This window comes from Loktanella sp. M215 (genome assembly GCF_021735925.1).
Classification (GTDB): domain Bacteria; phylum Pseudomonadota; class Alphaproteobacteria; order Rhodobacterales; family Rhodobacteraceae; genus Loktanella.
Genome location: NZ_WMEA01000001.1, coordinates 2089740 through 2111526, shown reverse-complemented (window position 1 = coordinate 2111526; position 21787 = coordinate 2089740). Strand labels below are relative to the sequence as shown.

Here is a 21787-nt window from a genome sequence, read left to right as displayed (position 1 = left end):
CGCCGATGGCGTGGGACCCTGATTCAGCGCAGTCTTGTCCGGATCGCCAGAGGGGCTGCGGGTGCGACAGGTTGACGGCACCCCGGCAACCCTTAAAGAAGAGCTGGCATCCGCGACGGCTGGCCTGCGGGCCGCGACCGGCGCGCTTTGGGAGGACGTCAGGACAGTGTTACGCAGTTTGAGTGTCGTGGCAGCCGCGATCAGCCGGCTGAACTGGGCGATCGGGCAGGTGTTTTCCTGGCTGAGCCTCGGGATCGTGCTGGTCTGCTTTACCGTCGTGGTGTTGCGCTATGTCTTTGCGACCAGCTTTCTGTGGTTGCAGGACCTTTATATCTGGCTGAACGGCGCGATGTTCATGGCGGTGGCGGGGTTCGCGCTGCTGCGTGACGATCACGTGCGCGTCGACATCTTCTATCGCCCGGCCCGGATGAAGACCCGTGCGGCGGTGGATCTGGTGGGCGTGCTGCTGTTCCTGCTGCCCTTCTGCTATATCGTGCTGATCTATTCGCTGCCCTTCGTGCAGCGGGCGTGGTCGTATCACGAGGCTTCGGCCAACGTGGGGGGCATGCCGGGGCTTTATATCCTCAAGACGTTCATCATCGGCTTTGCCGTGCTGCTGGCGCTGCAGGGTGTCGCCATGCTGTGCCGGTCGGTGCTGGTGCTGGGGGGGCGGCGCGATCTGGTGCCTGCGATGATGGCATACCCCGTGAAAACGGCCGACGCCGAGGCCCAAGCGATCGAAGGACTGCACTGATGGATCCCGTCACACTGGGCGAGACGCTTGCCGGTCTCATGTTCTTTGGCATCATCGGGTTTCTGCTGCTGGGCTTTCCGGTCGCCTTTTCGCTGGCCGGTGTCAGCCTTGGCTTTGGTGCTGTCGGCTGGTTTTTCGGCGTGTTCGATCCGTCGAACTTTGGATCGCTGCCGAACCGCTATATCGGGTTCATGACGAACGAGGTGCTGGTCGCGGTGCCGCTGTTCATCTTCATGGGCGTGATGCTGGAACGATCGCAGATCGCAGAGCAGTTGCTGCTGACGATGGGCAAGCTGTTCGGCAATCTGCGGGGCGGTCTGGGGATTTCGGTCATTCTGGTTGGCGCGATGCTGGCGGCCTCTACCGGCGTCGTGGGGGCCACGGTGGTCACGATGGGGCTGATTTCGCTGCCGGCAATGCTGCGGGCGGGATATGATCCCAAGATCGCGACCGGCGTCATCTGCGCGTCGGGCACGCTGGGGCAGATCATTCCGCCGTCGACGGTCCTGATCTTCATGGGCGACATGCTGTCGGGCATCAATTCGCAGGTGCAGATGGCCAAGGGGAACTTTGCGCCCGTTCCGGTGTCCGTGGGCGATCTGTTTGCGGGTGCGATCCTGCCGGGGTTGCTGCTGGTGGGGCTGTATCTGGGCTACGTGATCGTCAAGGCGATCTTTGACCCAAAGGCCCTGCCCGCCACGCCGGTCAGCCCGGAGGACCGCGCGACGCTGGGGCGCGACATCATGGTGGCCCTCGTGCCGCCGCTGCTGCTGATCATGGCGGTGCTGGGGTCGATCCTGGGCGGGATCGCCACGCCGACGGAAGCCGCCTCTGTCGGCGCCGTGGGTGCGATGGTGCTGGCCGCCCTGCGCTGGCGGCTGTCGTTTTCGATCCTGCAGCAGACGGTCATCAGCACGGCGACGATCACGTCGATGGTCTTTGTCATCCTGCTGGGCGCCTCGGTGTTTTCCGTCGTGTTCCGCCTGATGGGCGGCGACAATCTGGTGCATGAATTCCTGTCGAACCTGCCGGGCGGCACGCTGGCGGCCGTGGCCGTCGTCATGGGCATCATGTTCCTGCTGGGTTTCATCCTCGATACCTTCGAGATCATCTTCATCGTGATCCCGATCACCGCCCCCGTCCTGCTGGCGCTGGACGTGGACCCGGTGTGGCTGGGGGTGCTGGTGGGCGTGAACCTGCAGACGTCGTTCCTGACGCCGCCCTTCGGGTTCGCGCTGTTCTACCTGCGCGGCGTGGCACCGGCAGACATGCCGACATCCGCGATCTACAAGGGGATCATCCCCTTCGTGATCCTGCAGATCATTGCAATCGCGATCCTGTTCGCGTTCCCCGGCATCGTGACGTGGTTGCCAAGGCTGATAGCTGGGTGAGATCGGATCGGACCGGCTGTCGCCGGTCCGATCCGCCGGGGGCTTTGCCCCGTCGCCGGCTGGTCCTCGGACCAGTGGCGCACCGGCCGTCGACCCCCAAAGTATGTGCGACCAGAAGAAGATACGACCATCGCACCGTTTTATGCTTGTCGCACAGAAAAAAGGCCCGGGCATAATGCCCGGGCCTTTCGCGGTTTCAAGGTCGTGCGGATCAGAGCGTCAGGTACTTCTGGCGCGCCTGCACGAAGGGGCTGTCGATGTCTTGCGTGCGGGTCCGCAGGATGTTCAGGGATTCGACGAAGCTTTCGGCCGTCTTCTTGACCAGAGCGTCGCCGTTGTCGCGCAGGTCTGTCAGCACCTCGATGGAGGCCTTGGCGCCGGCTTCGAGGATGCTTTCGGGGAACTGGCGGACGTTCACGCCGTGGTCGTTGACGAGCGTCTGCAGGGCGCGCGGGTCGTTGGCCACGAAGTCGGAGGCGACCATGTCGTATTCCGCCTGAGAGCAGTCGCGCACGATGGCCTGCAGGTCAGCGGGCAGAGCCTGATACTTGGCCTTGTCGACAACGAGTTCCGTGGCGAGGCCCGGTTCGACGAAGCTGGGGAAGTAGTAGTTCTTGCAGACCTGATAGAAGCCGAGCGCCAGATCGTTGTAGGGGCCGACGAATTCGGCAGCGTCCAGCGTGCCGGACTGAAGGGCCTGAAAGATCTCGCCTGCCGCCATGTTGGTCACGGTGGCGCCGAGCTTTTCCCAGACCTGACCACCCAGACCGGGGGTGCGGAAGCGCAGGCCGTTGATGTCCTCGACGCCCATCAGTTCGTTCTTGAACCAGCCGCCGGCCTGTGTGCCGGTGTTGCCGGACAGGAAGCCCTGCACGCCGAACTGGTCGTAGACCTCGTCCCAGATTTCCTGACCGCCCATGAAGCGGACCCATGCGGCCAGTTCCTGTGCCGTCATGCCGTAGGGCACGCCGGTGAAGAACGACAGGGCGGCGGACTTGTTCTGCCAGTAGTAGGCGGCGCCGTGGCTCATCTCGGCGGTGCCGTCGATGACGGCGTCGAGGGATTGCAGCGGCGGGACCATTTCGCCGGCGGAATAGACCTGCACGGTCAGGCGGCCACCGGAGGCCGCGGTGATGCGGTCGGCCAGACGCTGGGCGCCGACACCGAGGCCGGGAAAGTTCTTGGGCCATGTGGTGACCATGCGCCAGGTCGTGTTGCCTTGGGCAATGGCGGGTGCGGCAAGGGCCGTGGCGGTGGCGCCGAGTGCGCCGGTGCGGATGAATGAACGACGATCCATTGTGAAACCTCCCTAGGACAATGATCACGGAGACGCCGCGTAGGGGGCGTCCCTTGGGGCGCAGTCAAATCAGGCCGACCGCTGGTTGTCCACCTGCGGCGGGGCGCTATGGCGCAAAAATGACGCGCGGGCTGATGCGGAGCAAGGGCGCGCCCTGCCCCTGCGGTCAGCCGTGGGCCAGCATGATGTGGCGCACGACGGTGTAGTCTTCCAGCGCGTAGGACGACATGTCCTTGCCGTAGCCGGATTGTTTCAGCCCGCCGTGGGGCATTTCGTTGCACAGCATGAAGTGCGTGTTGATCCAGGTGCAGCCGTAGCGCATCTGCGCCGCCGTCGACATGGCCCGGCCCACATCGCGGGTCCAGATCGAGGAGGCAAGGCCGTAGTCGCTGTCGTTGGCCCAGCCGATTGCCTGATCGGCGTCGTCGAAGGGGGTGATGGAGACGACGGGGCCGAAGACTTCACGGCGGACGATCTCGTCCTCTTGCCGGGCGCCGGCGATGACGGTGGGGCGGTAGTAGAAACCCTGGTCCATGGCTTCGCCGCCGGTGGTGACCTCGATGTGTTTCAGCTCTCTGGCGCGGTTCACGAAAGACGCGACCCGGTCGCGCTGGCGTTGCGAGATCAGCGGGCCGATGTCGTTGGTGGTGTCGTCGGCGTTGCCGAGCCGGATCGTGGAGACGGCAGAGGTCAGGTCGGCCACGAGGCGGTCGTAGATCTTTTTGCCCGCGTAGATGCGGCAGGCGGCGGTGCAGTCCTGCCCTGCGTTGTAGTAGCCGAAGGCCTGCAATCCTTCGACCACGGCCCCCAGATCGGCGTCGTCGAAGACGATGACCGGGGCCTTGCCGCCCAGTTCCAGATGGGTGCGCTTGACGGATTTCTGCGCCGCCTCCATCACCTTTTTGCCCGTCGCCACGTCGCCTGTGATCGAGATCATGTCGATGCCGGGGTGGTTGATGAGGTAGCTGCCGACGGTCTGGCCGCGCCCGGTGACGACGTTGGCCACGCCTTCGGGCAGGATGTCGGCCATGATGCGCGCGAGCTTGATCGCGGTCAGCGGGGTCTGTTCGGAGGGTTTGAAGACGACAGTGTTGCCGCCCGCGATGGCGGGGCAAAGTTTCCACGCCATCATCATCAGCGGATAGTTCCAGGGTGCGATGGAGGCCACGACGCCGACCGCGTCCCGGCGCACCATGCTGGTGAAGCCAGCAAGGTATTCGCCGGCGATCGCGCCGTGCATGTTGCGCACGGCGCCCGCGAAGAAGCGCCAGCAATCGACGATGGCCGGAATTTCGTCGTTCAGGGCGAGGTTGATCGGCTTGCCGCAGTTCAGCGCTTCGAGTTTGGCGAAGTCCGCGGCCTCGGCCTCGATCCGGTCGGCGATCTTGAGGAGGGCTGTCGCGCGTTCGCCGGGGGTGGTGCGGGACCAGTGGGTAAAGGCCGTGCGGGCGGATGCCACGGCGCGGTCGACCTGCGCCAGCGATGCCTCTGGCACATCGACGATCAGGGCGCCGGTGCGCGGGTTCAGGACGGGTTCCGGGGCTTCGGTGCCGGGCTCGAACGCGGTGCCGATCAGCAGGGATGTGTCGATGGTCATGGGGTGCTCCTTATGTCTTATTTTCCGCCGCCGGCGGTGTCGGACCCGCCACGGGTCAGGGTGTAGGCCAGCAGAATGGGGATGAAGGTCGCGCAGAACACGACGATGGCGACCACGTTGGTCACCGGGCGCTGGCGCGGGCGGACCAGTTCGTTCAGCATCCAGATCGGCAGGGTCGATTGCTGACCCGATGTGAAGGTGGTCACGATCACCTCGTCGAAGCTGAGCGCGAAGGCCAGCATGCCGCCCGCCAGCAGGGCCGAGCCGAGGTTGGGCAGCAGGATGTAGCGGAAGGTCTGGAAGGCGTTGGCGCCCAGATCCGCCGACGCCTCGACCACGCCGCCGGAGAGGCGGCGGAAGCGGGCGACAGCGTTGTTGTAGACGATCACGATGCAGAAGGTCGCGTGACCCAGCACGATGGTCAGGGTCGAAAACGGGATGTCCATGATCGAGAAGGCCGAGCGCAACGACATGCCGGTGATGACACCCGGCAAGGCGATGGGCAGGATGATCAGCAGCGACAGCTGGTCGCGACCGAAGAACCGTGCGCGCGCCATGGCGGCGGCGACCAGCGTGCCGAGGATCATCGCAAGCAGTGTCGAGATCGCGGCGACCTTGAGCGAGAGGTAGAGCGGCGGCCAGATGTCCGCCCGGCCCCAGGCCACGGCGAACCACTTGGTGGTCAGGCCCGGCGGCGGGAAGGCGAAGGAGCGTTCCTCTGTCGTGAAGGCGTAGAGGAAGATCAGCGCGATGGGCAGGTGCAGGAACAAAAGCCCCGCAATAGCCGAGAGGCGCAGGGACAGGGGCGCGCGGTCAGAGTGCATCGAAGGCCCCTGCCCGTTTGGCCAGCGTGAGGTAGATCAGCATGATGACGATGGGCACGACCGAAAAGGCCGCGGCGAGCGGGATGTTCCCGGCAGTGCCCTGCTGCTGGTAGACCGCCATGCCGATGAAGTTGGCCGAGGTGCCGATGATCTGCGGGATGATGTAGTCGCCCATGGTCAGCGAGAAGGTGAAGATCGAGCCTGCGATGATCCCCGGCAGGGCCAGCGGAAAGGTCACCTTGCGGAACGTGAGGCCCGGGCTGGCGCCGAGGTCGGCAGAGGCTTCCAGCATCGACTCCGGCACCCGTTCCAGCGCCGCCTGCATCGGCAGGATCATGTAAGGCAGCCAGACGTAGACGAAGACGATCCATGTCCCGATGAAGGAGGTGGACAGGGAACTGCCGCCGATGCTGGGCAATGCCAGCAGCGCGTCCAGCAGGAAAGACACGCCGAGGCTGTCAGCGATCCAGGTCAGGATGCCTTCCTTGGCGAGGATCAGTTTCCACGCGTAGACCTTGACCAGATAGGACGACCAGAGCGGCAGCATGACGCCGAGGTAGAAGACCGCCTTCCACCGGCCGCGGGCGTAGCGGGCGGCGTAATAGGCGATGGGCAGCGCCACGACGACCGAGGCGAGCGTGACGGCGGCGGACATGACCAGCGTGCGGATGATGATGTCCATGTTGGACGGACGCAGCAGGTCGCCGTAGGTCTTGAGCGTGAATTCGTGTTTGATGACGCCGGAAAATTCGTCGATGGAATAGAAGCTTTGCAGCAGCAGGGCGGCCAGCGAACCGAGGTAGACGATCCCCAGCCACAGCAGCGGCGGCGCCAGCAGGAGCGCCAGCAGGACGCGCGGCCTGCGCCAGAAGACGGCCGAGATCCGGTCGCCCGGGCCACGGTCGGGGAGGATCGCGGAGGCGGTCATGCCTCTGCCAGCAGGTGCAGGTCCTGCGGATCGAAATCGAAGCGGACGGTTTCGCCGTTTTCGGGCACGGGCTGGCCTGCGGGGATCAGCGCGGCCACGCTTTGGCCCGACACGTCCATCACGACGCGGGTGCCGGACCCGAGGTAGCGGATCGCGGTGACGGTGCCGCTGACGATGCCGTGATACAGCTGGATCGATTCGGGACGCAGGCTGGCCCATTTTTCCGGGCCGCCCAAGGCGCGCGTGACCTGAGGCGAGAGCACGTTGGAGGAGCCGACGAAGTCGGCCACGAAGCGCGTGCGGGGTTGCGTGTAGATCTGAAAGGGCGTGCCGATCTGCGCGATCTGGCCCTTGTTGAACACCGCCAGCCGGTCGGCCATCGACAGCGCCTCGTTCTGGTCGTGGGTGACGAAGACGAAGGTGATGCCAAGGCGGCGTTGCAGGGCCTTCAGTTCGTCCTGCATCGCTTCGCGCAGTTTGAGGTCCAGCGCGCCGAGGGGTTCGTCCAGCAGCAGGACCTTCGGTTCGTTGACCAAGGCACGGGCGAGCGCCACGCGCTGGCGCTGACCGCCGGAGAGTTGTGCGGGCTTGCGGTCGCCGTGGGCATCAAGCTGGACGACCGCCAGCATGTCGTCGGCGCGGTCGTGGCGCTGTTTCTTCGGCATGCCGGCGACCATCAGCCCGTAGGCCACGTTGTCGCGGACGTTCATGTGGGGGAACAGGGCGTAGTCTTGAAAGACCGTGTTCACGTGACGGCGGTTCGGCGGCACGTCGGCCATCTGCTGGCCAAAGATCTCGATCTTGCCGCTGGTGGGGCGCTCGAACCCGGAGATCAGGCGCAGGCAGGTGGTCTTGCCAGAGCCGGAGGGGCCGAGCATGGCGAAGAAGACGCCCTCTGCGATGTCCAGATTGACGCCGTCCACGGCGCGGACGCTGCCGTAGAGGCGCGAAACAGTCTCGAATCGGACGGCGGAGGTCATGGGGGATACCGATGTGGCAAGGGCGTGGGGCGCCCGTCCGCCCCGACAGGGGTCGGACGGGCTGGGTGTCAGCGGCCGCCGATCACGCCGATATAGTCGCTGACCCAGCGGTAATAGGGCACGCAGTCGCCCTGTTCGCAGGTGGAGACGGGCGTGGTCCAGAAGGCGATCTTGTCGAAATCATCGAGACCATTGGCGGTGCAGCCTTCGGCGGTCTGCAAGCCGCGACCGTCGGTGCAGGCGGCAGGCACGGCGGGCACGGCGCCGAACCAGACCGACAGGTCCGATTGCAGGTTCGACGACAGGCTGTGTTCCATCCACTTGTAGGCGCAGTTCGGGTGTTCGGCATCGACGTGCATCATCGACGTGTCCGCCCAGCCGGTGGCGCCTTCCTCGGGGATGGTGGAGGCGATGGGCAGGCCTTCGGATTGCAGCAGGCCGACCTGGAAGGGCCAGGAGCCGGAGGCCACGACGCCTTCGTTCTTGAAGTCGTCGATCTGGATGAAGGCGTCGTGCCAGTAGCGGCTGACCAGCGTGCGCTGGGTGCGCAGCAGGTCGAGGGCGGCTTTGTACTGGTCCTCGTTCAGCTCGTAGGGGGAGGTGATGCCGAGGTCGGGGTTGTGGAACATCAGGTAATGGGCCGCGTCCGCGATGTGGATCGGGCCGTCGTAGGCCTGCACGCGGCCCTTGTTGGTGGCGCCGTCGGGCAGGTCCATCTCCTCGAACACGACGTTCCAGCTGGTGGGGGCTTCGGGGAAGGTTTCGGTGTTGTACATCAACACGTTCGGCCCCCACATGTAGGGCACGCCGTAGTGCACGCCGTCGACCGTGTGCCAGCTTGCGTCCTTCAGCCGGTCGTCGACGGTGGACCACGACGGGATCAGGTCGATGTTAATCGGCTGGACCTTGCCGCCCGCGACCAGCCGCAGCGAGGCGTCACCAGAGGAGGTGACCAGATCGAAGCCGCCTTCGTTCATCAGGGCCACCATCTCGTCCGAGGTGTTGGCGGTCTTGACGTTGACCATGCAGCCGGTGTCGGCCTCGAACTTGGTCACCCAGTCGTAGGCGGGATCGGTTTCGCCGCGTTCGATGTAGCCCGCCCATGCGACGATGTTCAGGGCGCCCTCGCCCTCGCCCACTGCGGTCATCTGGGCGGTGGCGGTCTGGGCGCCGATCACGGCCAGAATTGTCGTCGTCATCAACAGCTTTTGCATCGGTGATCCCCGTTTGGTGCGAAATGAGAAGTGGCGGCAGGTGTTGACGGTATCGTGAGACTCGCCCCAAGCCTTCGCAATATCAAAGTTAAGAACAGCGTTATCGGATAAACCGATAGCTCAGCCGCCGGACACGGTGGCCTGCGCGACGCGGATGAAATGCGCAGCAGGCGCGGGCAGCGGCGCGCCGCGGCGCCATGCGAGGCCGACCTGCACGGTCGGCAGATCGCCTGAGACGTCGCGCAATTCGAGCCGGTCGCCTTCCAGCGACCACGGGCGGTAGGTCAGGCCGGGCAGGATCGCGACCCCTGCGCCCGTTGCGACCAGCGAGCGGACCGCCTCGACCGAGCGGGTGCGGAACATGATGTTGGGGCGGTGGGTCATGCCCTGCATCAGGTCGCGGGTGCTGCCCTCGATCTCGTCCCCCGTCAGCTGGATCAGGGGCCAGTCGGCCAGCGCGTCGAGTTCGATCGCCTCTTGCTGCGCCAGCGGATGGCCCAGCGGCAGCCAGAGGCGGTAGGGCGAGACCAGCAGCGTTTCGACATGGAGCGCGAGGCGGTCGCGGACGGAGGAGGTCAGCAGGACGGCGACGTCGAGCTCTCCTCCGATCAGGAGGTGCTGCAGGTGGTCGCCGCCTTCCTCGATGATGCTGAGTTCGGTCTGGGGATAGGCGCGGCGAAAGCGGGCCAGCAGGTCGGACAGGACGTATCCCGCGACCAGCGAGGTGACGCCAAGGGTCAGCCGGCCGGGGGCCTGTTCGGCGACGTCGGTAAAGGCGTGGCGGGCGGAGGCCACGTCGATCAGGATCTGGCGCGCGTGCCGCAGAAAGGCGGAGCCGCGGTGCGTCAGGGTGATGCCGCGGGCGCGCCTGTCGAACAAGGCGACGCCAAGGTCGGTTTCCAGCGACTGGATCGCCTCGGTCACCGAGGACTGCGAGATCGACAGTGCCTTGGCGGCGCGGGAGACGGACCCCTGCTCTGCTGCGGCGACGAAGAACGTGAGCTGGCGGAAGGTGAAGGCCATGGGCGGGGTCCGGGGTTTGATCGGGGCGTGCCACCTGCATCGGGCAGGATGGGCCGGTGATCAAGTGCTGCGTGGGATCAGACGCGGGAGGCCCGGCCCGGTGTCGCCGCCGCGTCGCCCTGTCCGGTCGTGCCGTGCTGGCGCCGGCGGGGCGGACGGCCCGACCGGGCGGCGTCTGCCACGCGGGCCGCCAGATAGCAGATCAGCATGGCGACCGGCGGCAGGACCCAGGGCAGCCATGCCAGACCCGGTTCGACGTCCATCAGGATCTGACCAACGAGGGCGAGGATCGTGCCGAACCCGAAGACCAGCAGGCCGTGGCCGCCCATCAGGCGCAGGGGCTGCGCCAGCGAAGATGCACAGAGGCGCGTCACGATCGGCAGGCAGGAGATGACGTAGACGAGCGCCAGAATGTGCAGCAGACGCGGCAGGGCGAGGATCGTCTTGTCGTGGGACACGAAATTGCGCGGCGCGCCGAGTGCGCCGAGTTGCGCCATCTTGTGGTTCATCACATCCGCGAGGGCGGGGATATGCCGCCACGCGAAGACGAAGAGCAGAAAGGCCGACAGGACGGCGACGGCGGGCCATGACACCGGCAGCAGTCGCTGGTCCTTGCGGTGGCGGATGCCGATCATCAGGCCCACGACGAAGATGATCTGCCATTCGTAGGGGCTGAGGAACCAGGCGCCGCCACCGGGAAAATAAGAGATGTTCCAGCCGTAAGCCCCCGCAACACCCCAGAGGAGTGCGCTGGCGGCGAGCGTCAGCCAAGGCGCCTTCAGCCCCGCGGCCAGCACGAAAGGGGCGGCCAGCAGCAGGACGATATAGGACGGCAGGATGTTCACGTAGCCAAGCTGATAGCGCAGCGTGGCCAGTCCCAGCAGGGCCCCGCCGGTGTCCTCGTAGATCGTCGACAGCCCGTGCATCTGACGCAATTCGGCGCGGTAGAAAGTCGTAGCCGACCACGCGAAGACGGCCAGCGCGATCACGCTGAGCAGGATCTGCACGGTATAGAGCGTCCACGCCCGCCGCCACATCGGCGCCATCGCATCCCAGAGGCGGGACTCTCCGGCCAGCCAGCGGGCGAGGCCCGGGGAATAGGCGATGCCGGCGGCGATGCCGGACATGACAAAGAATGCCTCTGCCGCGTCGGAAAAGCCGATGTTACGGACGGTGATGGTTTCCCAAGGGTTGCCGGGCATGTGGTCGATGACGATCATCATCAGCGCCAGACCACGGAAGGCGTCGATGCGCGGATCGCGGGGCCGCGACGGCGCGATCAGGCCCTGCCGGATCGGGATCAGCTTGGCGTCAGGCCGAACGGGCGATTGCGCCATGGCTCACTCCCTCTGCGGGGCGGTCGACGGTCAGACGCCTGCGATAGGCCTGCAGGACCGGCGACAGGGCCGCATCCTCTGGCACGGCGAAAAGCCAGCGACCGCCGGACCACGAGGTCATGGCGATCAGAACGGGGGCGAGGATCATCGGCACAGTGACCGGCAGCAGCCACAGCACGAGGTCGGAGGCCGCGAAGAACACGAAGGCCGAGGCCGCAAGGCCCGTCAGCACGATCCAGCGCCCGGCGCGCCAGCCGTCGCGCAGGGTCAGACGCCCCTCGCCGCGGGCGGTGGCGGGCCAGCCGCCGTCGCGGCCGGACATGACCTCTGCCACGGCGCGGGTCTGGTACATCAGCATCAGGGGCGCGATCAGGGCGGTCAGCAGGGTTTCCGCCAGAACCGAGAGCGCGGACCGGCGACGACCGCCGAAGGCCGCGCTGCGGCCGGTCACGAGGGATTCGAGCAGGATCGCGATCTTGGGCAACAGCAGCAGGCCGCCGACGCCACAGGCGAGGGCCACGATCTGCGTGGTCTTGTCGTCGGGGAACACGGGGAAGAGCTGGTACGCGTCGGGGAAGTAGTTCGGCGCACCGGCGGTGGCGGTGGCCAGCAGGGACACGATCAGGAACGCACCCCAGGCGACCGAGACAATGTAGGACAGGATGCCCTGGACGAAGACAAAGCGGCTCCACCCCCTTAAACCGGGGGCGCCGAGCAGGCGGATGTGCTGCAGGTTGCCCTGGCACCAGCGGCGGTCGCGGCGGGCGAAGGCGAGCAGGTTTTCGGGGCCTTCCTCGAACGAGCCGCCGATGCGGGGGTCCATTTCCACCCGCCAGCCGCCGCGCACCAGAAGTGCCGCCTCGACATAGTCGTGGCTGAGGATGGTGCCGCCGAAGGGGGGCGGACCCGAGAGTTCGGGCAGCGCGCAGCATTGTGCGACGGCGCGGACGCGGGTGATGGCGTTGTGGCCCCAGAACGGACCCGCCGGCCCCTGCATCCGGGCCAGACCGCGCGCGAAGACGGCGGAATGGAAGCTGGCCGAGAATTGCATCGCGCGCCCGAACAGGGTCGAGGCGCCGACGATGCGGGGCAGCGTCTGCAGCAGGCCGATGCCGGGGTCCGCTTCCATCCGGGCGACGAGGTGGCGGATCGTGGCACCTTCCATCAGGCTGTCGGCGTCCAGCATCACGGCATAGATATAGGCGCCGCCGGAGGTGCGGATGAAATCCTCGACGTTGCCGGCCTTGCGGCCGTGGTGGTCGGTGCGGGCACGGTAATAGACGCGGTTCGGGCCGTCGCGGTCGCTGAACAGCGATGACAGCGCCAGTTGTTCCGCCTGCAGCGTCTGCGGGTCGGACGTATCGGACAGGATCGCGAAATCGGCCGACACGCCTGCGTCACGCATCGACTGGCGCATGGCGGCGACGCGGGCGCAGACCTCGACCGGGTTTTCGTTGCAGATCGGCACGAGGATGACGGTGGCCGGGAACGGGCCATCGGGCAATGCCACGTCGGGCAGCGGGCCAAGGGTCGGCACGCCGATGAAGGCCTGCGCAGCGCCCCAGGCCAGCCAGGCGGTGGTCAGGGCGATCAGGGCCACGGCAGCGGCATCCCACGGATCGAAGCCGGTGTTCAGACCGGCCTGCGCCAGCGTGGCGGCGGCGGCGGCGGCGCACAGGGCCGCAAACACCAGACCCGCCAGTCGGGACAGGCGGGTCGGGCCGGGTTGCAGATGGGATTGCGCGGGCGCTGCCTGCCGCATGTCAGGCGCGGCGCAGGAACAGACGGCTGACCGCCATCACGAGGTCACCGACCCGGTCGCGTTCCAGCACCTGCCGCGGCATGTCCAGGGGCGCGCGTGCGGGCTGCCAGTCGGTCGCGTTCACGGTCACGGCAGCGTCGGTCGTGTCATTCATTCTTTGAGCCATTGGTATACCCAGGTTTCTGTCAGCGGCTTGTCCTCTGCGCCCAGAAAGGCGCGCAGTTCGACAGTCGCGTTGTTGTCGGCAGCGACCTCGAGCACGAGGCGCCACATGTGATCGTGTCCATCGACCTTTTGCAGCACCTCTTGCGTGAGGGTCCCACCGACGACGTCCACATGTGCGCTAACGGGGGAGTCTTCAATAGGTTCCCCAAGGGCCGGGCCTTCGAAATCAATCACGAACTTTCGCCGGTCGGTGCGCGGTTTCAAGCCGCCGACGCCTCCATTTCCGGCAAGGGTGCGCGAAACCTGTGCAAGATCCGAACTTGCGCCCGCAGGCTCTGCGCCCCAGAGCAGGCGGTAGGACATGCGCTTTTCGTCGCCGCCCTTGAAGTCGCCGGCGGGAATCCAGAACGCCACGATGTTGTCGTTGGCTTCCAGTTCTGACGGAATCTCGATCAGGCGGACGTTGCCGGTGCCCCAGTCGTCCAGCGGCTGGACCATCAGGGAGGGGCGCATTTCGTAATGCGCGCCCGCATCGAGGTAGTCGTCGAAACCGCGGTGCCGCTGCACCAGCCCGAAGGACTGCGGCGAGGGCGTTCCGAAGTAGGAGTTCGCCAGTTGCGGCGGGTTGTTCAACACACGGTAAAGCACCTTGTCACCGGTGTTGATCACCAGCGCCTCGCTGTCGTGGACACGTTCGCGGTAGTCGTCGAAGCTGCCCCGGTCGTTGGGACCGAAGAGGTACATGGAGGTCAGCGGCGCGATGCCGAGCTGTGCCACGTCGTTGCGGAAGAACAGGTCGGTCGTCACGTCCATGGTCGTCGTCTCGCCGGCAGAGAGGACGAAGCTGTAGGCGCCGACGACGGACTGGCTGTCCAGCAGGGCGTAAAACCTGATCTGGGTGTCGCCGGGTGCGGGACGTTCCAGCCAGAAAGCCGTGAACATCGGAAATTCCTCCGCCTCGGAGGTGGCGGTGTTCACCGCAAGCCCGCGGGCGCTGAGGCCGTAGCGGTTGCCTGCGCCCAAGGCCCGGAAGTAGCTGGCGCCAAGGAACGACACGACCTCGTCATAGCGGTCGGGGGCGTTCAGGGGCGCGTTCAGACGAAAGCCCGCGACGCCGGGCAGGTCGGTGCCGGCGGGCAGCGCCTCTGCCGCGTTGCCGTAGTAGTTGAAATCGTCGGTCGAAAAGACCAGCGGCCGGGCGCGGCCTTCAGCGACCTCGAACAGCTGCACGGTCGTATCGAAGAGCCAGCCGGGGTGGTAGGCGTGCAGGACCGCAGGCGCGCCGGGACCGGCCCACAGCGCGCTGTCTTCCTTGAACTGGATATTGCGGTAGGCGTCGTAGTCGAGTTCCGAGAACGGCGCGCCCAGCGGTGCGACGGGTTCGTAATCGCTGGCCGCCATCGCCTTGGCGCGGGCGATCAGGCTGTCGAAATCGAACGGTTCTTCGGTGCTGGGGGCGGCGGCTGTGGCGTCCTGCGCCGCCAGTCGTGCGGCCTGCAGGGGCAGGACCGCCGCGATGGCCACGGCAGAAAGGCCGCTGCGCAGGAAGGACCGGCGCGACGGGGTATAGAGGCGGGAGGGAGAATGCATTTGTCGCTGACTTCCGATTCGTGCTGCACTGCAGAATGCACGTCAAAGTCCCGCAAGTTCAAGACGGTCCGCGATGTTCGGCGAAGATTTGCTGCGGCCGCCCAAGGGGTGTCGCGGGCGGATCAATCCGGCCCGACGGGGCGCGGTGCGCCTGTCCATTCTGCCACAGGTGGGTGAAGACCGCCTTACGGGTAATCGCGGCGCACGCCCGAGAGGCGCGGCACGGGAGAGGCCGGCGCGGCGCGCAGCACGATGGGTTCGACGCGCGCGGGCTGACGGTTGGCTGTGGTGCGGCGCGGGGCGGCTGGCCCGGTGCGGCGGCGGAACGGGCGTTTCAGCAGCGCCCAAAGCGCGCGGATCGCGGCCCAGCCCAGCGCGAAACCGACGCCGCCGGTCACGACACCGGCGGCGGTCACCGGCATCGCGGGGCGATAATCGGCCCATGTCGCGGCAAAGGTGGACGGGTCCGCAAGGCGCTGCGGCATGGCGATGCGGTCCAGCGGGCTGGCGGCGCGCAGGGTGGCGAGATTGTCGGACAGCACGGCGTAGCGCCGGAAGGTGCGGCGCATGTCGGCCTGCCGGTCGGCCAGAAAGGGCGTGCCGGTCAACTCTCCCAGCGCCTGCCCACGGGTCAGGCCGGCGCGCATGGCCGAGGCCTCGAAATCCGTGACGACGATTTCGAGTGCATCGACCTGACCTGCGAGGCGTTGCAGGTATTGCTGTGCAAATTCAGGGTATTGCGAGCAGACAGCCGCACCCGCGATGCCACCGGCGAGGGCGAAGGTCCGGATCATGCGACCCCCGCGGCGTCCAGCCACGCGATGACGCGGGCGGCGTCCTGATCGGGGGGAAAGACGGGATAATTGACCTGCGCGATCACGCTGTCGCGCAGGATCAGGGTGCAGCGTCTCAGCAGGGTCTGGCCGTCCGCCTGAAACGTCGGCAGGTTCAGGGCGCGGGTCAGCGACAGGTCCGCGTCGGACAGCAGGGCGTAGGGCAGATGCAGGCGATCGACGGCCTCTGACTGCCAGTCGGTGGTTTGGGTGGACAGGCCGAACAGATGGCTCACACCGCGCGCGCGCAGATCGGCAAAGTGGTCGCGGTAGGCGCAGGACTGGGGCGTGCAGCCGCGCGCCCCCGGTGTGGCGTCCCAGTCGTCGGGCAGCGCGCGGTCGGGGCGGCCGGTCATGGGGTAGATGTAAATCACCGCAAGGCCCGCCAGCGCCGACAGGTCCACCGCGCGGCCATCGGTGGCCGGCAAAGAGACCCTTGGCATGGCGAGACCGGGCAGATGGGCCGTCCCGCCGTCATCGCGGGGCGCGGGAATCGTGGACCAGTCGACTGCGGTCAATGACATCGGATGGCGCCTCGGCACTGCTTGTTGTTTTGCGCCATGCTGCCGCAAAACGCGGGCCGCGTCCACTGCCTCGCTGCGGCGGGGGGGCGGCGCGGTGCCGCCCGGCCCGGTCAGATGCCGTCGTAGATCGCCGCAATGCGGGCGATGGCGTCCTCGGGCGTGATCTCCTCGCTCTCGCCGGTGCGGCGCGAGGTGAGTTCGACGACGCCGGTTTTCAGACCGCGGGGACCGACGGTGATGCGCCACGGCAGACCGATCAGGTCCATGGTGCCGAACTTGGCCCCTGCCCGCTCGTCCCGGTCGTCATAGAGCGGGTCGAGGCCGCGGGCCTTGAGCTTGGCATAAAGATCCTCGCAGGCAGCGTCGGTGGCGTCATCGCCCTGACGCAGGTTCACGATGCCGACGTGGAAGGGTGTGACGCCTTCGGGCCAGATGATGCCCTTGTCGTCGTGGCTCGCCTCGATGATGGCGCCCAGCAGGCGGGACACACCGATGCCGTGCGATCCCATGTGGACGGCGGTGGGCTTGCCATCGGGGCCTTGCACGGTGGCGCCCATGGCGTCGGAATACTTGGTGCCGAAGTAGAAGATCTGGCCGACCTCGATGCCGCGGGCGGTGCGGCGGCGTTCCTCGGGGACCGCGTTGAAGAGGGCCTCGTCGTGGGTTTCGTCGGTGCGGGCGTAGCGCGAGGTGAACTCCTCCAGCACGGCGGCACAGGCGGCCTTGTCGTTGAAATCGATCTCGCGGTCGCCGAAGGTCAGGTCGGTGATCTCGCTGTCGTAGAAGACCTCCGACTCGCCCGTTTCCGCCAGCACGAGGAATTCATGCGTATCCTCGCCGCCGATGGGGCCGGAATCAGCGCGCATCGGGATCGCCTGCAGACCCATGCGTTCGTAGGTGCGCAGGTAGGTGACGAGGTGGCGGTTGTAGGCGTGCAGCGCGTCCTCTTGCGTGAGGTCGAAGTTGTAGCCGTCCTTCATCAGGAACTCGCGGCCGCGCATGACGCCGAAGCGGGGACGGGTTTCATCGCGGAACTTCCACTGGATCTGATAGAGCGTCAGCGGCAGGTCCTTGTAGCTGCTGACATGCGCGCGGAAGATGTCGGTGACCAGCTCCTCTGCGGTCGGCGTGAACAGCATCTCGCGGCCGCCGCGGTCCTTGATGCGCAGCATCTCGTCGCCGTAGGCGTCGTAGCGGCCGCTTTCGCGCCACAGGTCTGCGGACTGGATGGTGGGCATCAACATGGCGAGGTGCCCGGCGCGGGCCTGTTCCTCGTGGACGATCTGTTCGATCCGCTTGAGAATCTTGTAGCCCATGGGCAGCCAGGAATAGATGCCGGCGCTGGCCTGCTTGATCAGGCCCGCCTGCAGCATCAGGCGATGGCTGACGATCTGCGCCTCGCGCGGGGTTTCCTTGAGAACGGGGAGGAAGTAGCGCGACATCCGCATGAGGCTGACCTTTTGAGCATTGGTTTGCGCAACTGTCTAGTGCGCGCCCTGCCCGCCCGCAAGCATGGCTTGCCCCGCAAGCCGCACTGCGGCATTGAGAGTTGACCATAAGGAGAGCGCCCCATGGCCATGTCGCATCGCCAGCAGACCATCTATTGGGGCATTGCCGCCGTCGTGTTCCTGTGGCTGCTTTATGCCCTTGGCAACGTCATCATGCCGTTCATTCTGGGCGGTGCGATCGCCTACATCCTTGATCCCGTGGCGGACCGCCTGCAGCGGCTGGGGCTGTCACGCGCGCTGTCGGTGACGATCATCGCACTGGTGGCGCTGCTGATCTTCGTGCTGCTGATCCTGCTGGTGATTCCGACGCTGATCTCTCAGGCGACGCAGTTGATCGAGACCGCGCCGAAGCTGTTCAACCAGTTGCAGCAATGGCTGACGACGCGGTTCCCGGAGATCCTTGTCGAAGGCTCGCCCATCCGCACGCAGTTGAGCAATATCGGCGAGATGATCCAGTCGCGGGGCGGCGAGTTGCTGAACACGGTGCTGTCGTCGGCGCTGGGGCTGGTGAACGTCGTCGTGCTGCTGGTCGTGGTGCCGGTCGTGGCGATCTATCTGCTGATCGACTGGGACAACATGGTGGCGCGCATCGACGTCCTGCTGCCGCGCGATCACGTCGACACGATCCGCGATCTGGCGCGCCAGATCGACCGGACGCTGGCGAGTTTCATTCGCGGTCAGGGCCTCGTGTGCCTGATCCTGGGCGTCTATTACGCCGTGGCGCTGGCGGCGGTTGGGCTGAACTTTGGCCTTGTCGTCGGCGCCATCGCGGGGATGCTGACCTTTATTCCCTACGTGGGGGCCATCGTCGGCGGCGGGCTGGCGATCGGGCTGGCGCTGTTTCAATACTGGGGCGACTGGGCGTGGATCATCGCGGTCTGGGCGATCTTTCAGTCCGGTCAGTTCGTCGAAGGCAATATCCTGACGCCGAAACTGGTGGGGTCCAGCGTGGGGCTGCACCCGGTCTGGCTGCTGTTCGCGTTGTCGGTCTTCGGGTCGCTGTTCGGATTCGTGGGCCTGCTGGTCGCGGTGCCGGTGGCGGCGGTGATCGGCGTGGTCATGCGCTTTGCACTCGACCGCTACCGTGCCAGCGCCCTTTATCGCGGCACGACGGACCAGTGAGCGTGGCGCGGCAACTGACCTTCGACTGGCCGGTGGGCGTGGCGCTGGGGGCAGAGGATTTCTTTGTCGCAGAACCCAACCGCGATGCTTATGCGATGATCGGCGCCCCCGCTGCGTGGCCGCAGGGCAAGCTGGTGCTGACCGGGCCGGAGGGGTCGGGCAAGAGCCACCTCGCCCGCGTCTTCGCGGCGCGCCACGGGGCCCGGATCGTCAGCGCAGAGGCTTTGCCGGATGATCTGCACCCGAACGGTGCCCTTGTGGTCGAAGACGCGGACCGTCTGCCGCGCGCGTCCGAAGAGGCGCTGTTCCATCTGCACAATCACATGGCATCGCACAAGTTGCCCCTGCTTTTGACCGCGCGCAGCCTGCCGGTGCGCTGGGATGTGGCCCTGCCGGATCTGGCGAGCCGGATGCAGGCCACGACGCCCGCCAGCATTGCGGCGCCTGACGATGCGCTGTTGCAGGCGGTGCTGATGAAGCTGTTCGCGGACCGTCAGATCCTGCCGCCGCCGGGCGTCGTGGCCTATCTTGTCCCGCGGATCGAGCGGTCGTTTGCGGGCGCGCAACGGATCGTGGCGGATCTGGATGCCCTGGCGCTGCAACACAAGCGGGCGATCACGGTCAAGCTTGCGGCACAGGTGCTGGACAGCGAGACGGGATTGTCGTGAGACTTGTCACACGCCTGCCATGAAACCCGGTCAGAAGGCCCCGCATGATGAACGCTGATTTTCTGGAACATGGCGCCCCGGACCCGGTCGCGCTGGATATCGACCTGACCACCGCCGACCGTTTCGTGAACCGAGAGCTGTCGTGGATCGGGTTCAACATGCGGGTGCTGGAAGAGGCCGAAAATCCCCGCGTGCCCCTGCTGGAACGCCTGCGGTTCCTGTCGATTTCCGCCACGAACCTCGATGAGTTCTATACCGTGCGGGTCGCGGGTCTGCGCGAACTGGCCCATGCGGGCAACACGACGCCGGGTCTGGACGGGCGCACGCCCGCCGAACAGCTGGGCCTGATCGACGTGAAGGCGCGCGAGCTGATGGACCGGCAGCAGACCGTGTTCCGTGCGCTTACGACCGAGATGGCGGCGGCGGATATCCATATCCTGAACCGCGCGGACCTGACCGAGGACGATATCGTCTTTCTGGGGGATTTCTTTCTGGAACAGGTGTTTCCGGTCCTGTCGCCGCTGGCGATCGACCCGGCGCACCCGTTCCCGTTCCTGCCCAACGAAGGCTTTGCGCTGGCACTACAACTGGAACGCGCCAGCGACAAGCGGCCCCTGCGCGCCCTGCTGCCGGTGCCCGCGCAGATCAGGCGCTTTGTCCGGCTGCCGGGCGAGTCGTTCCGCTTTGTCCCGCTGGAGGAGTTGCTGCTGCAGTTCGTGGGACGGCTTTATCCCGGCTACAAGGTCAAGGGAAACTGCGCCTTCAAGGTGTTGCGCGACAGCGATCTGGAGCTGGAGGACGAGGCAGAGGATCTGGTGCGCGAGTTCGAGGTCGCACTGAAGCGCCGCCGGCGCGGCGAAGTCGTGCGGCTGAAGATCTCGGACAATGCACCGGCCCCGCTGCGCGTGCTGATCATGCAGGAATTGCATGTGACCGAGGAAGAGGTCGTGAACGTCGACGGGCTGATCGGCATCTCGGACCTGTCCGAACTGGTGCTGGACGACCGCCCCGATCTGCTGTGGCCCCCGTTCAGTCCGCGCGTGCCGGAGCGTGTGCAGGATCACGACGGCGACATGTTCGCCGCGATCCGGCAAAAGGACATGCTGCTGCACCATCCTTACGAGACCTTCGACATGGTGGTCCGCTTCCTGACGCAGGCGGCGCGTGACCCGGATGTGGTGGCGATCAAGCAGACGCTCTACCGGACCTCCAAGAAATCCCCCATCGTCGAGGCGCTGTGCGAGGCGGCGGAGGACGGCAAGTCAGTGACGGCGCTGGTGGAGCTGAAGGCGCGGTTCGACGAGGCTGCGAACATCCGCCAGTCGCGCCGGCTGGAACGGTCGGGTGCCCATGTCGTCTATGGCTTTCTGAACTACAAGACCCATGCCAAGATCAGCACCGTGGTCCGCCGCGAGGGCGAAAAGCTGGTGACCTATACGCACTTCGGCACCGGCAACTATCATCCCATTACGGCGCGCATCTATACGGACGTGTCGCTGTTCACCTGCGATGCGGCCTTGGGGCGCGATGCGACGAAGGTGTTCAACTACCTGTCCGGCTATGCCCAGCCAGAGGGGCTGGAGAACCTTGCGATCTCTCCCATCAGCATGAAGGGCAAGCTGATCGAGATGATCGAGGCCGAGGCCGCGAACGCGCAGGCGGGCAAGCCTGCGGTGATCTGGGCCAAGATGAACAGCCTGATCGAAAAGGACGTGATCGACGCGCTTTATGCGGCGAGTGCTGCCGGGGTGAAGATCGATCTGGTGGTGCGCGGCATCTGCGGGCTGCGGCCGGGCGTCGTGGGGCTGTCCGAGAATATCCGCGTCAAATCCATCGTCGGGCGGTTTCTGGAACACAGCCGGATCGTGTGTTTCGGGTCGGGCCATATGCTGCCCAGCAAAAAGGCGCGGGTCTTCATCAGCTCTGCCGACTGGATGAGCCGCAACCTGAACCGCCGGGTGGAAACGCTGGTCGAGATCACCAACAACACCGTCAAGGCGCAGATCGTCAGCCAGATCATGGCGGCCAACATGGCCGACGTGGCGCAAAGCTGGGTCATGCAGGCGGACGGCACGTTCGAGCGCGCGACATGGCCGGAGGGGGAGTTCGCCTTCAACTGCCACCGGTTCTTCATGGAAAATCCCTCGCTGTCGGGCCGCGGATCGGCGGGCGCGTCCGACGTGCCACAGCTGACCCATACCGAGGACGCAGCTGCGGCAGCGCCCGTTGACTCCTGACTTGGCCGCGTCACATGGTGACCCTCTGACATG

Annotated in this window: 19 protein-coding genes; 5 read left to right on the top strand and 14 right to left on the bottom strand. The window is 66.2% G+C overall.

The annotated features are described in order from the left end of the window. The first annotated feature begins 178 nt into the window (after positions 1-178). Positions 179-754 carry a TRAP transporter small permease subunit gene (locus tag GLR48_RS10330; RefSeq protein WP_237064510.1) on the top strand — a complete coding sequence of 192 codons (576 nt, stop codon included), beginning with the start codon at positions 179-181 and terminating at the stop codon, positions 752-754. Beyond that, positions 754-2145, top strand: a complete 1392-nt coding sequence (locus GLR48_RS10325) for a TRAP transporter large permease (protein WP_237061178.1) — start codon at positions 754-756, stop codon at positions 2143-2145. Before GLR48_RS10330 ends, GLR48_RS10325 begins: the two co-directional genes overlap by 1 nt. Positions 2146-2356: 211 nt before the next feature. Here GLR48_RS10325 and GLR48_RS10320 read toward each other — a convergent pair whose 3' ends face one another. From GLR48_RS10320 to proS, 14 genes are all read right to left on the bottom strand, one after another. Then, the gene (locus GLR48_RS10320; RefSeq protein WP_237061177.1) at positions 2357-3442 is read right to left on the bottom strand and encodes a TRAP transporter substrate-binding protein; all 1086 of its coding nucleotides are present in this window, start codon (positions 3440-3442) and stop codon (positions 2357-2359) included. A gap of 166 nt (positions 3443-3608) precedes the next feature. Continuing rightward, the gene (locus GLR48_RS10315) at positions 3609-5039 is read right to left on the bottom strand and encodes a gamma-aminobutyraldehyde dehydrogenase (protein ID WP_272911393.1); all 1431 of its coding nucleotides are present in this window, start codon (positions 5037-5039) and stop codon (positions 3609-3611) included. 17 nt (positions 5040-5056) lie between these two features. Next, positions 5057-5863 carry an ABC transporter permease gene (locus tag GLR48_RS10310; protein WP_237061176.1) on the bottom strand — a complete coding sequence of 269 codons (807 nt, stop codon included), beginning with the start codon at positions 5861-5863 and terminating at the stop codon, positions 5057-5059. Further along, positions 5853-6791, bottom strand: coding sequence for an ABC transporter permease (locus tag GLR48_RS10305; protein ID WP_237061175.1), 939 nt, complete (start codon positions 6789-6791; stop codon positions 5853-5855). Before GLR48_RS10305 ends, GLR48_RS10310 begins: the two co-directional genes overlap by 11 nt. Beyond that, entirely contained in the window at positions 6788-7771 is a 984-nt protein-coding gene (locus GLR48_RS10300) for an ABC transporter ATP-binding protein (protein WP_237061174.1), read from the bottom strand. The genes GLR48_RS10305 and GLR48_RS10300 overlap by 4 nt, the downstream gene beginning before the upstream one ends. Positions 7772-7839: 68 nt before the next feature. Next, positions 7840-8970 (bottom strand): ABC transporter substrate-binding protein, encoded by a 1131-nt coding sequence (locus tag GLR48_RS10295; protein WP_237061173.1) that lies wholly within the window; start codon positions 8968-8970, stop codon positions 7840-7842. A 135-nt stretch (positions 8971-9105) separates the two neighbouring features. Continuing rightward, positions 9106-10008, bottom strand: a complete 903-nt coding sequence (locus tag GLR48_RS10290; protein WP_237061172.1) for a LysR family transcriptional regulator — start codon at positions 10006-10008, stop codon at positions 9106-9108. A 77-nt stretch (positions 10009-10085) separates the two neighbouring features. Continuing rightward, positions 10086-11345: an OpgC family protein gene (locus tag GLR48_RS10285; protein ID WP_237061171.1), complete on the bottom strand. Its 1260-nt coding sequence runs from the start codon at positions 11343-11345 to the stop codon at positions 10086-10088. Further along, positions 11320-13107, bottom strand: coding sequence for a glucans biosynthesis glucosyltransferase MdoH (gene mdoH / locus GLR48_RS10280; protein WP_237061170.1), 1788 nt, complete (start codon positions 13105-13107; stop codon positions 11320-11322). Before mdoH ends, GLR48_RS10285 begins: the two co-directional genes overlap by 26 nt. 1 nt (position 13108) lies before the next feature. Next, positions 13109-13261 (bottom strand): hypothetical protein, encoded by a 153-nt coding sequence (locus GLR48_RS10275; protein ID WP_237061169.1) that lies wholly within the window; start codon positions 13259-13261, stop codon positions 13109-13111. Next, entirely contained in the window at positions 13258-14862 is a 1605-nt protein-coding gene (locus GLR48_RS10270) for a glucan biosynthesis protein (protein WP_237061168.1), read from the bottom strand. Before GLR48_RS10270 ends, GLR48_RS10275 begins: the two co-directional genes overlap by 4 nt. 185 nt (positions 14863-15047) lie before the next feature. After that, positions 15048-15656 (bottom strand): DUF2937 family protein, encoded by a 609-nt coding sequence (locus GLR48_RS10265; RefSeq protein ID WP_237061167.1) that lies wholly within the window; start codon positions 15654-15656, stop codon positions 15048-15050. Beyond that, positions 15653-16219 (bottom strand): peroxiredoxin, encoded by a 567-nt coding sequence (locus GLR48_RS10260; RefSeq protein ID WP_237061166.1) that lies wholly within the window; start codon positions 16217-16219, stop codon positions 15653-15655. Before GLR48_RS10260 ends, GLR48_RS10265 begins: the two co-directional genes overlap by 4 nt. A gap of 110 nt (positions 16220-16329) precedes the next feature. Beyond that, positions 16330-17667 (bottom strand): proline--tRNA ligase, encoded by a 1338-nt coding sequence (gene proS, locus GLR48_RS10255; RefSeq protein WP_237061165.1) that lies wholly within the window; start codon positions 17665-17667, stop codon positions 16330-16332. A 123-nt stretch (positions 17668-17790) separates the two neighbouring features. Here proS and GLR48_RS10250 point away from each other — a divergent pair, with 123 nt between their 5' ends. From GLR48_RS10250 to GLR48_RS10240, 3 genes are read left to right on the top strand one after another with little or no spacing between them, the layout of a single operon-like run. Further along, positions 17791-18849, top strand: a complete 1059-nt coding sequence (locus GLR48_RS10250) for an AI-2E family transporter (protein ID WP_237061164.1) — start codon at positions 17791-17793, stop codon at positions 18847-18849. A gap of 2 nt (positions 18850-18851) precedes the next feature. Beyond that, a complete protein-coding gene (locus tag GLR48_RS10245) occupies positions 18852-19517 on the top strand; it encodes a chromosomal replication initiator DnaA (RefSeq protein ID WP_237061163.1) in 666 nt (221 codons plus the stop codon). A 44-nt stretch (positions 19518-19561) separates the two neighbouring features. Further along, positions 19562-21754: an RNA degradosome polyphosphate kinase gene (locus GLR48_RS10240; RefSeq protein WP_237061162.1), complete on the top strand. Its 2193-nt coding sequence runs from the start codon at positions 19562-19564 to the stop codon at positions 21752-21754. The last annotated feature ends 33 nt before the right edge of the window (positions 21755-21787 follow it).

What these genes read in the sequence shown, in the direction of transcription:
- GLR48_RS10325 (WP_237061178.1), top strand. Translation starts at nt 754, where the DNA reads ATGGATCCCGTCACACTGGGCGAGACGCTTGCCGGTCTCATGTTCTTT.
- GLR48_RS10320 (WP_237061177.1), bottom strand. Translation starts at nt 3,442, where the DNA reads ATGGATCGTCGTTCATTCATCCGCACCGGCGCACTCGGCGCCACCGCC.
- GLR48_RS10315 (WP_272911393.1), bottom strand. Translation starts at nt 5,039, where the DNA reads ATGACCATCGACACATCCCTGCTGATCGGCACCGCGTTCGAGCCCGGC.
- GLR48_RS10310 (WP_237061176.1), bottom strand. Translation starts at nt 5,863, where the DNA reads ATGCACTCTGACCGCGCGCCCCTGTCCCTGCGCCTCTCGGCTATTGCG.
- GLR48_RS10305 (WP_237061175.1), bottom strand. Translation starts at nt 6,791, where the DNA reads ATGACCGCCTCCGCGATCCTCCCCGACCGTGGCCCGGGCGACCGGATC.
- GLR48_RS10300 (WP_237061174.1), bottom strand. Translation starts at nt 7,771, where the DNA reads ATGACCTCCGCCGTCCGATTCGAGACTGTTTCGCGCCTCTACGGCAGC.
- GLR48_RS10295 (WP_237061173.1), bottom strand. Translation starts at nt 8,970, where the DNA reads ATGACGACGACAATTCTGGCCGTGATCGGCGCCCAGACCGCCACCGCC.
- GLR48_RS10290 (WP_237061172.1), bottom strand. Translation starts at nt 10,008, where the DNA reads ATGGCCTTCACCTTCCGCCAGCTCACGTTCTTCGTCGCCGCAGCAGAG.
- GLR48_RS10285 (WP_237061171.1), bottom strand. Translation starts at nt 11,345, where the DNA reads ATGGCGCAATCGCCCGTTCGGCCTGACGCCAAGCTGATCCCGATCCGG.
- mdoH (WP_237061170.1), bottom strand. Translation starts at nt 13,107, where the DNA reads ATGCGGCAGGCAGCGCCCGCGCAATCCCATCTGCAACCCGGCCCGACC.
- GLR48_RS10275 (WP_237061169.1), bottom strand. Translation starts at nt 13,261, where the DNA reads ATGAATGACACGACCGACGCTGCCGTGACCGTGAACGCGACCGACTGG.
- GLR48_RS10270 (WP_237061168.1), bottom strand. Translation starts at nt 14,862, where the DNA reads ATGCATTCTCCCTCCCGCCTCTATACCCCGTCGCGCCGGTCCTTCCTG.
- GLR48_RS10265 (WP_237061167.1), bottom strand. Translation starts at nt 15,656, where the DNA reads ATGATCCGGACCTTCGCCCTCGCCGGTGGCATCGCGGGTGCGGCTGTC.
- GLR48_RS10260 (WP_237061166.1), bottom strand. Translation starts at nt 16,219, where the DNA reads ATGTCATTGACCGCAGTCGACTGGTCCACGATTCCCGCGCCCCGCGAT.
- proS (WP_237061165.1), bottom strand. Translation starts at nt 17,667, where the DNA reads ATGCGGATGTCGCGCTACTTCCTCCCCGTTCTCAAGGAAACCCCGCGC.
- GLR48_RS10250 (WP_237061164.1), top strand. Translation starts at nt 17,791, where the DNA reads ATGGCCATGTCGCATCGCCAGCAGACCATCTATTGGGGCATTGCCGCC.
- GLR48_RS10240 (WP_237061162.1), top strand. Translation starts at nt 19,562, where the DNA reads ATGATGAACGCTGATTTTCTGGAACATGGCGCCCCGGACCCGGTCGCG.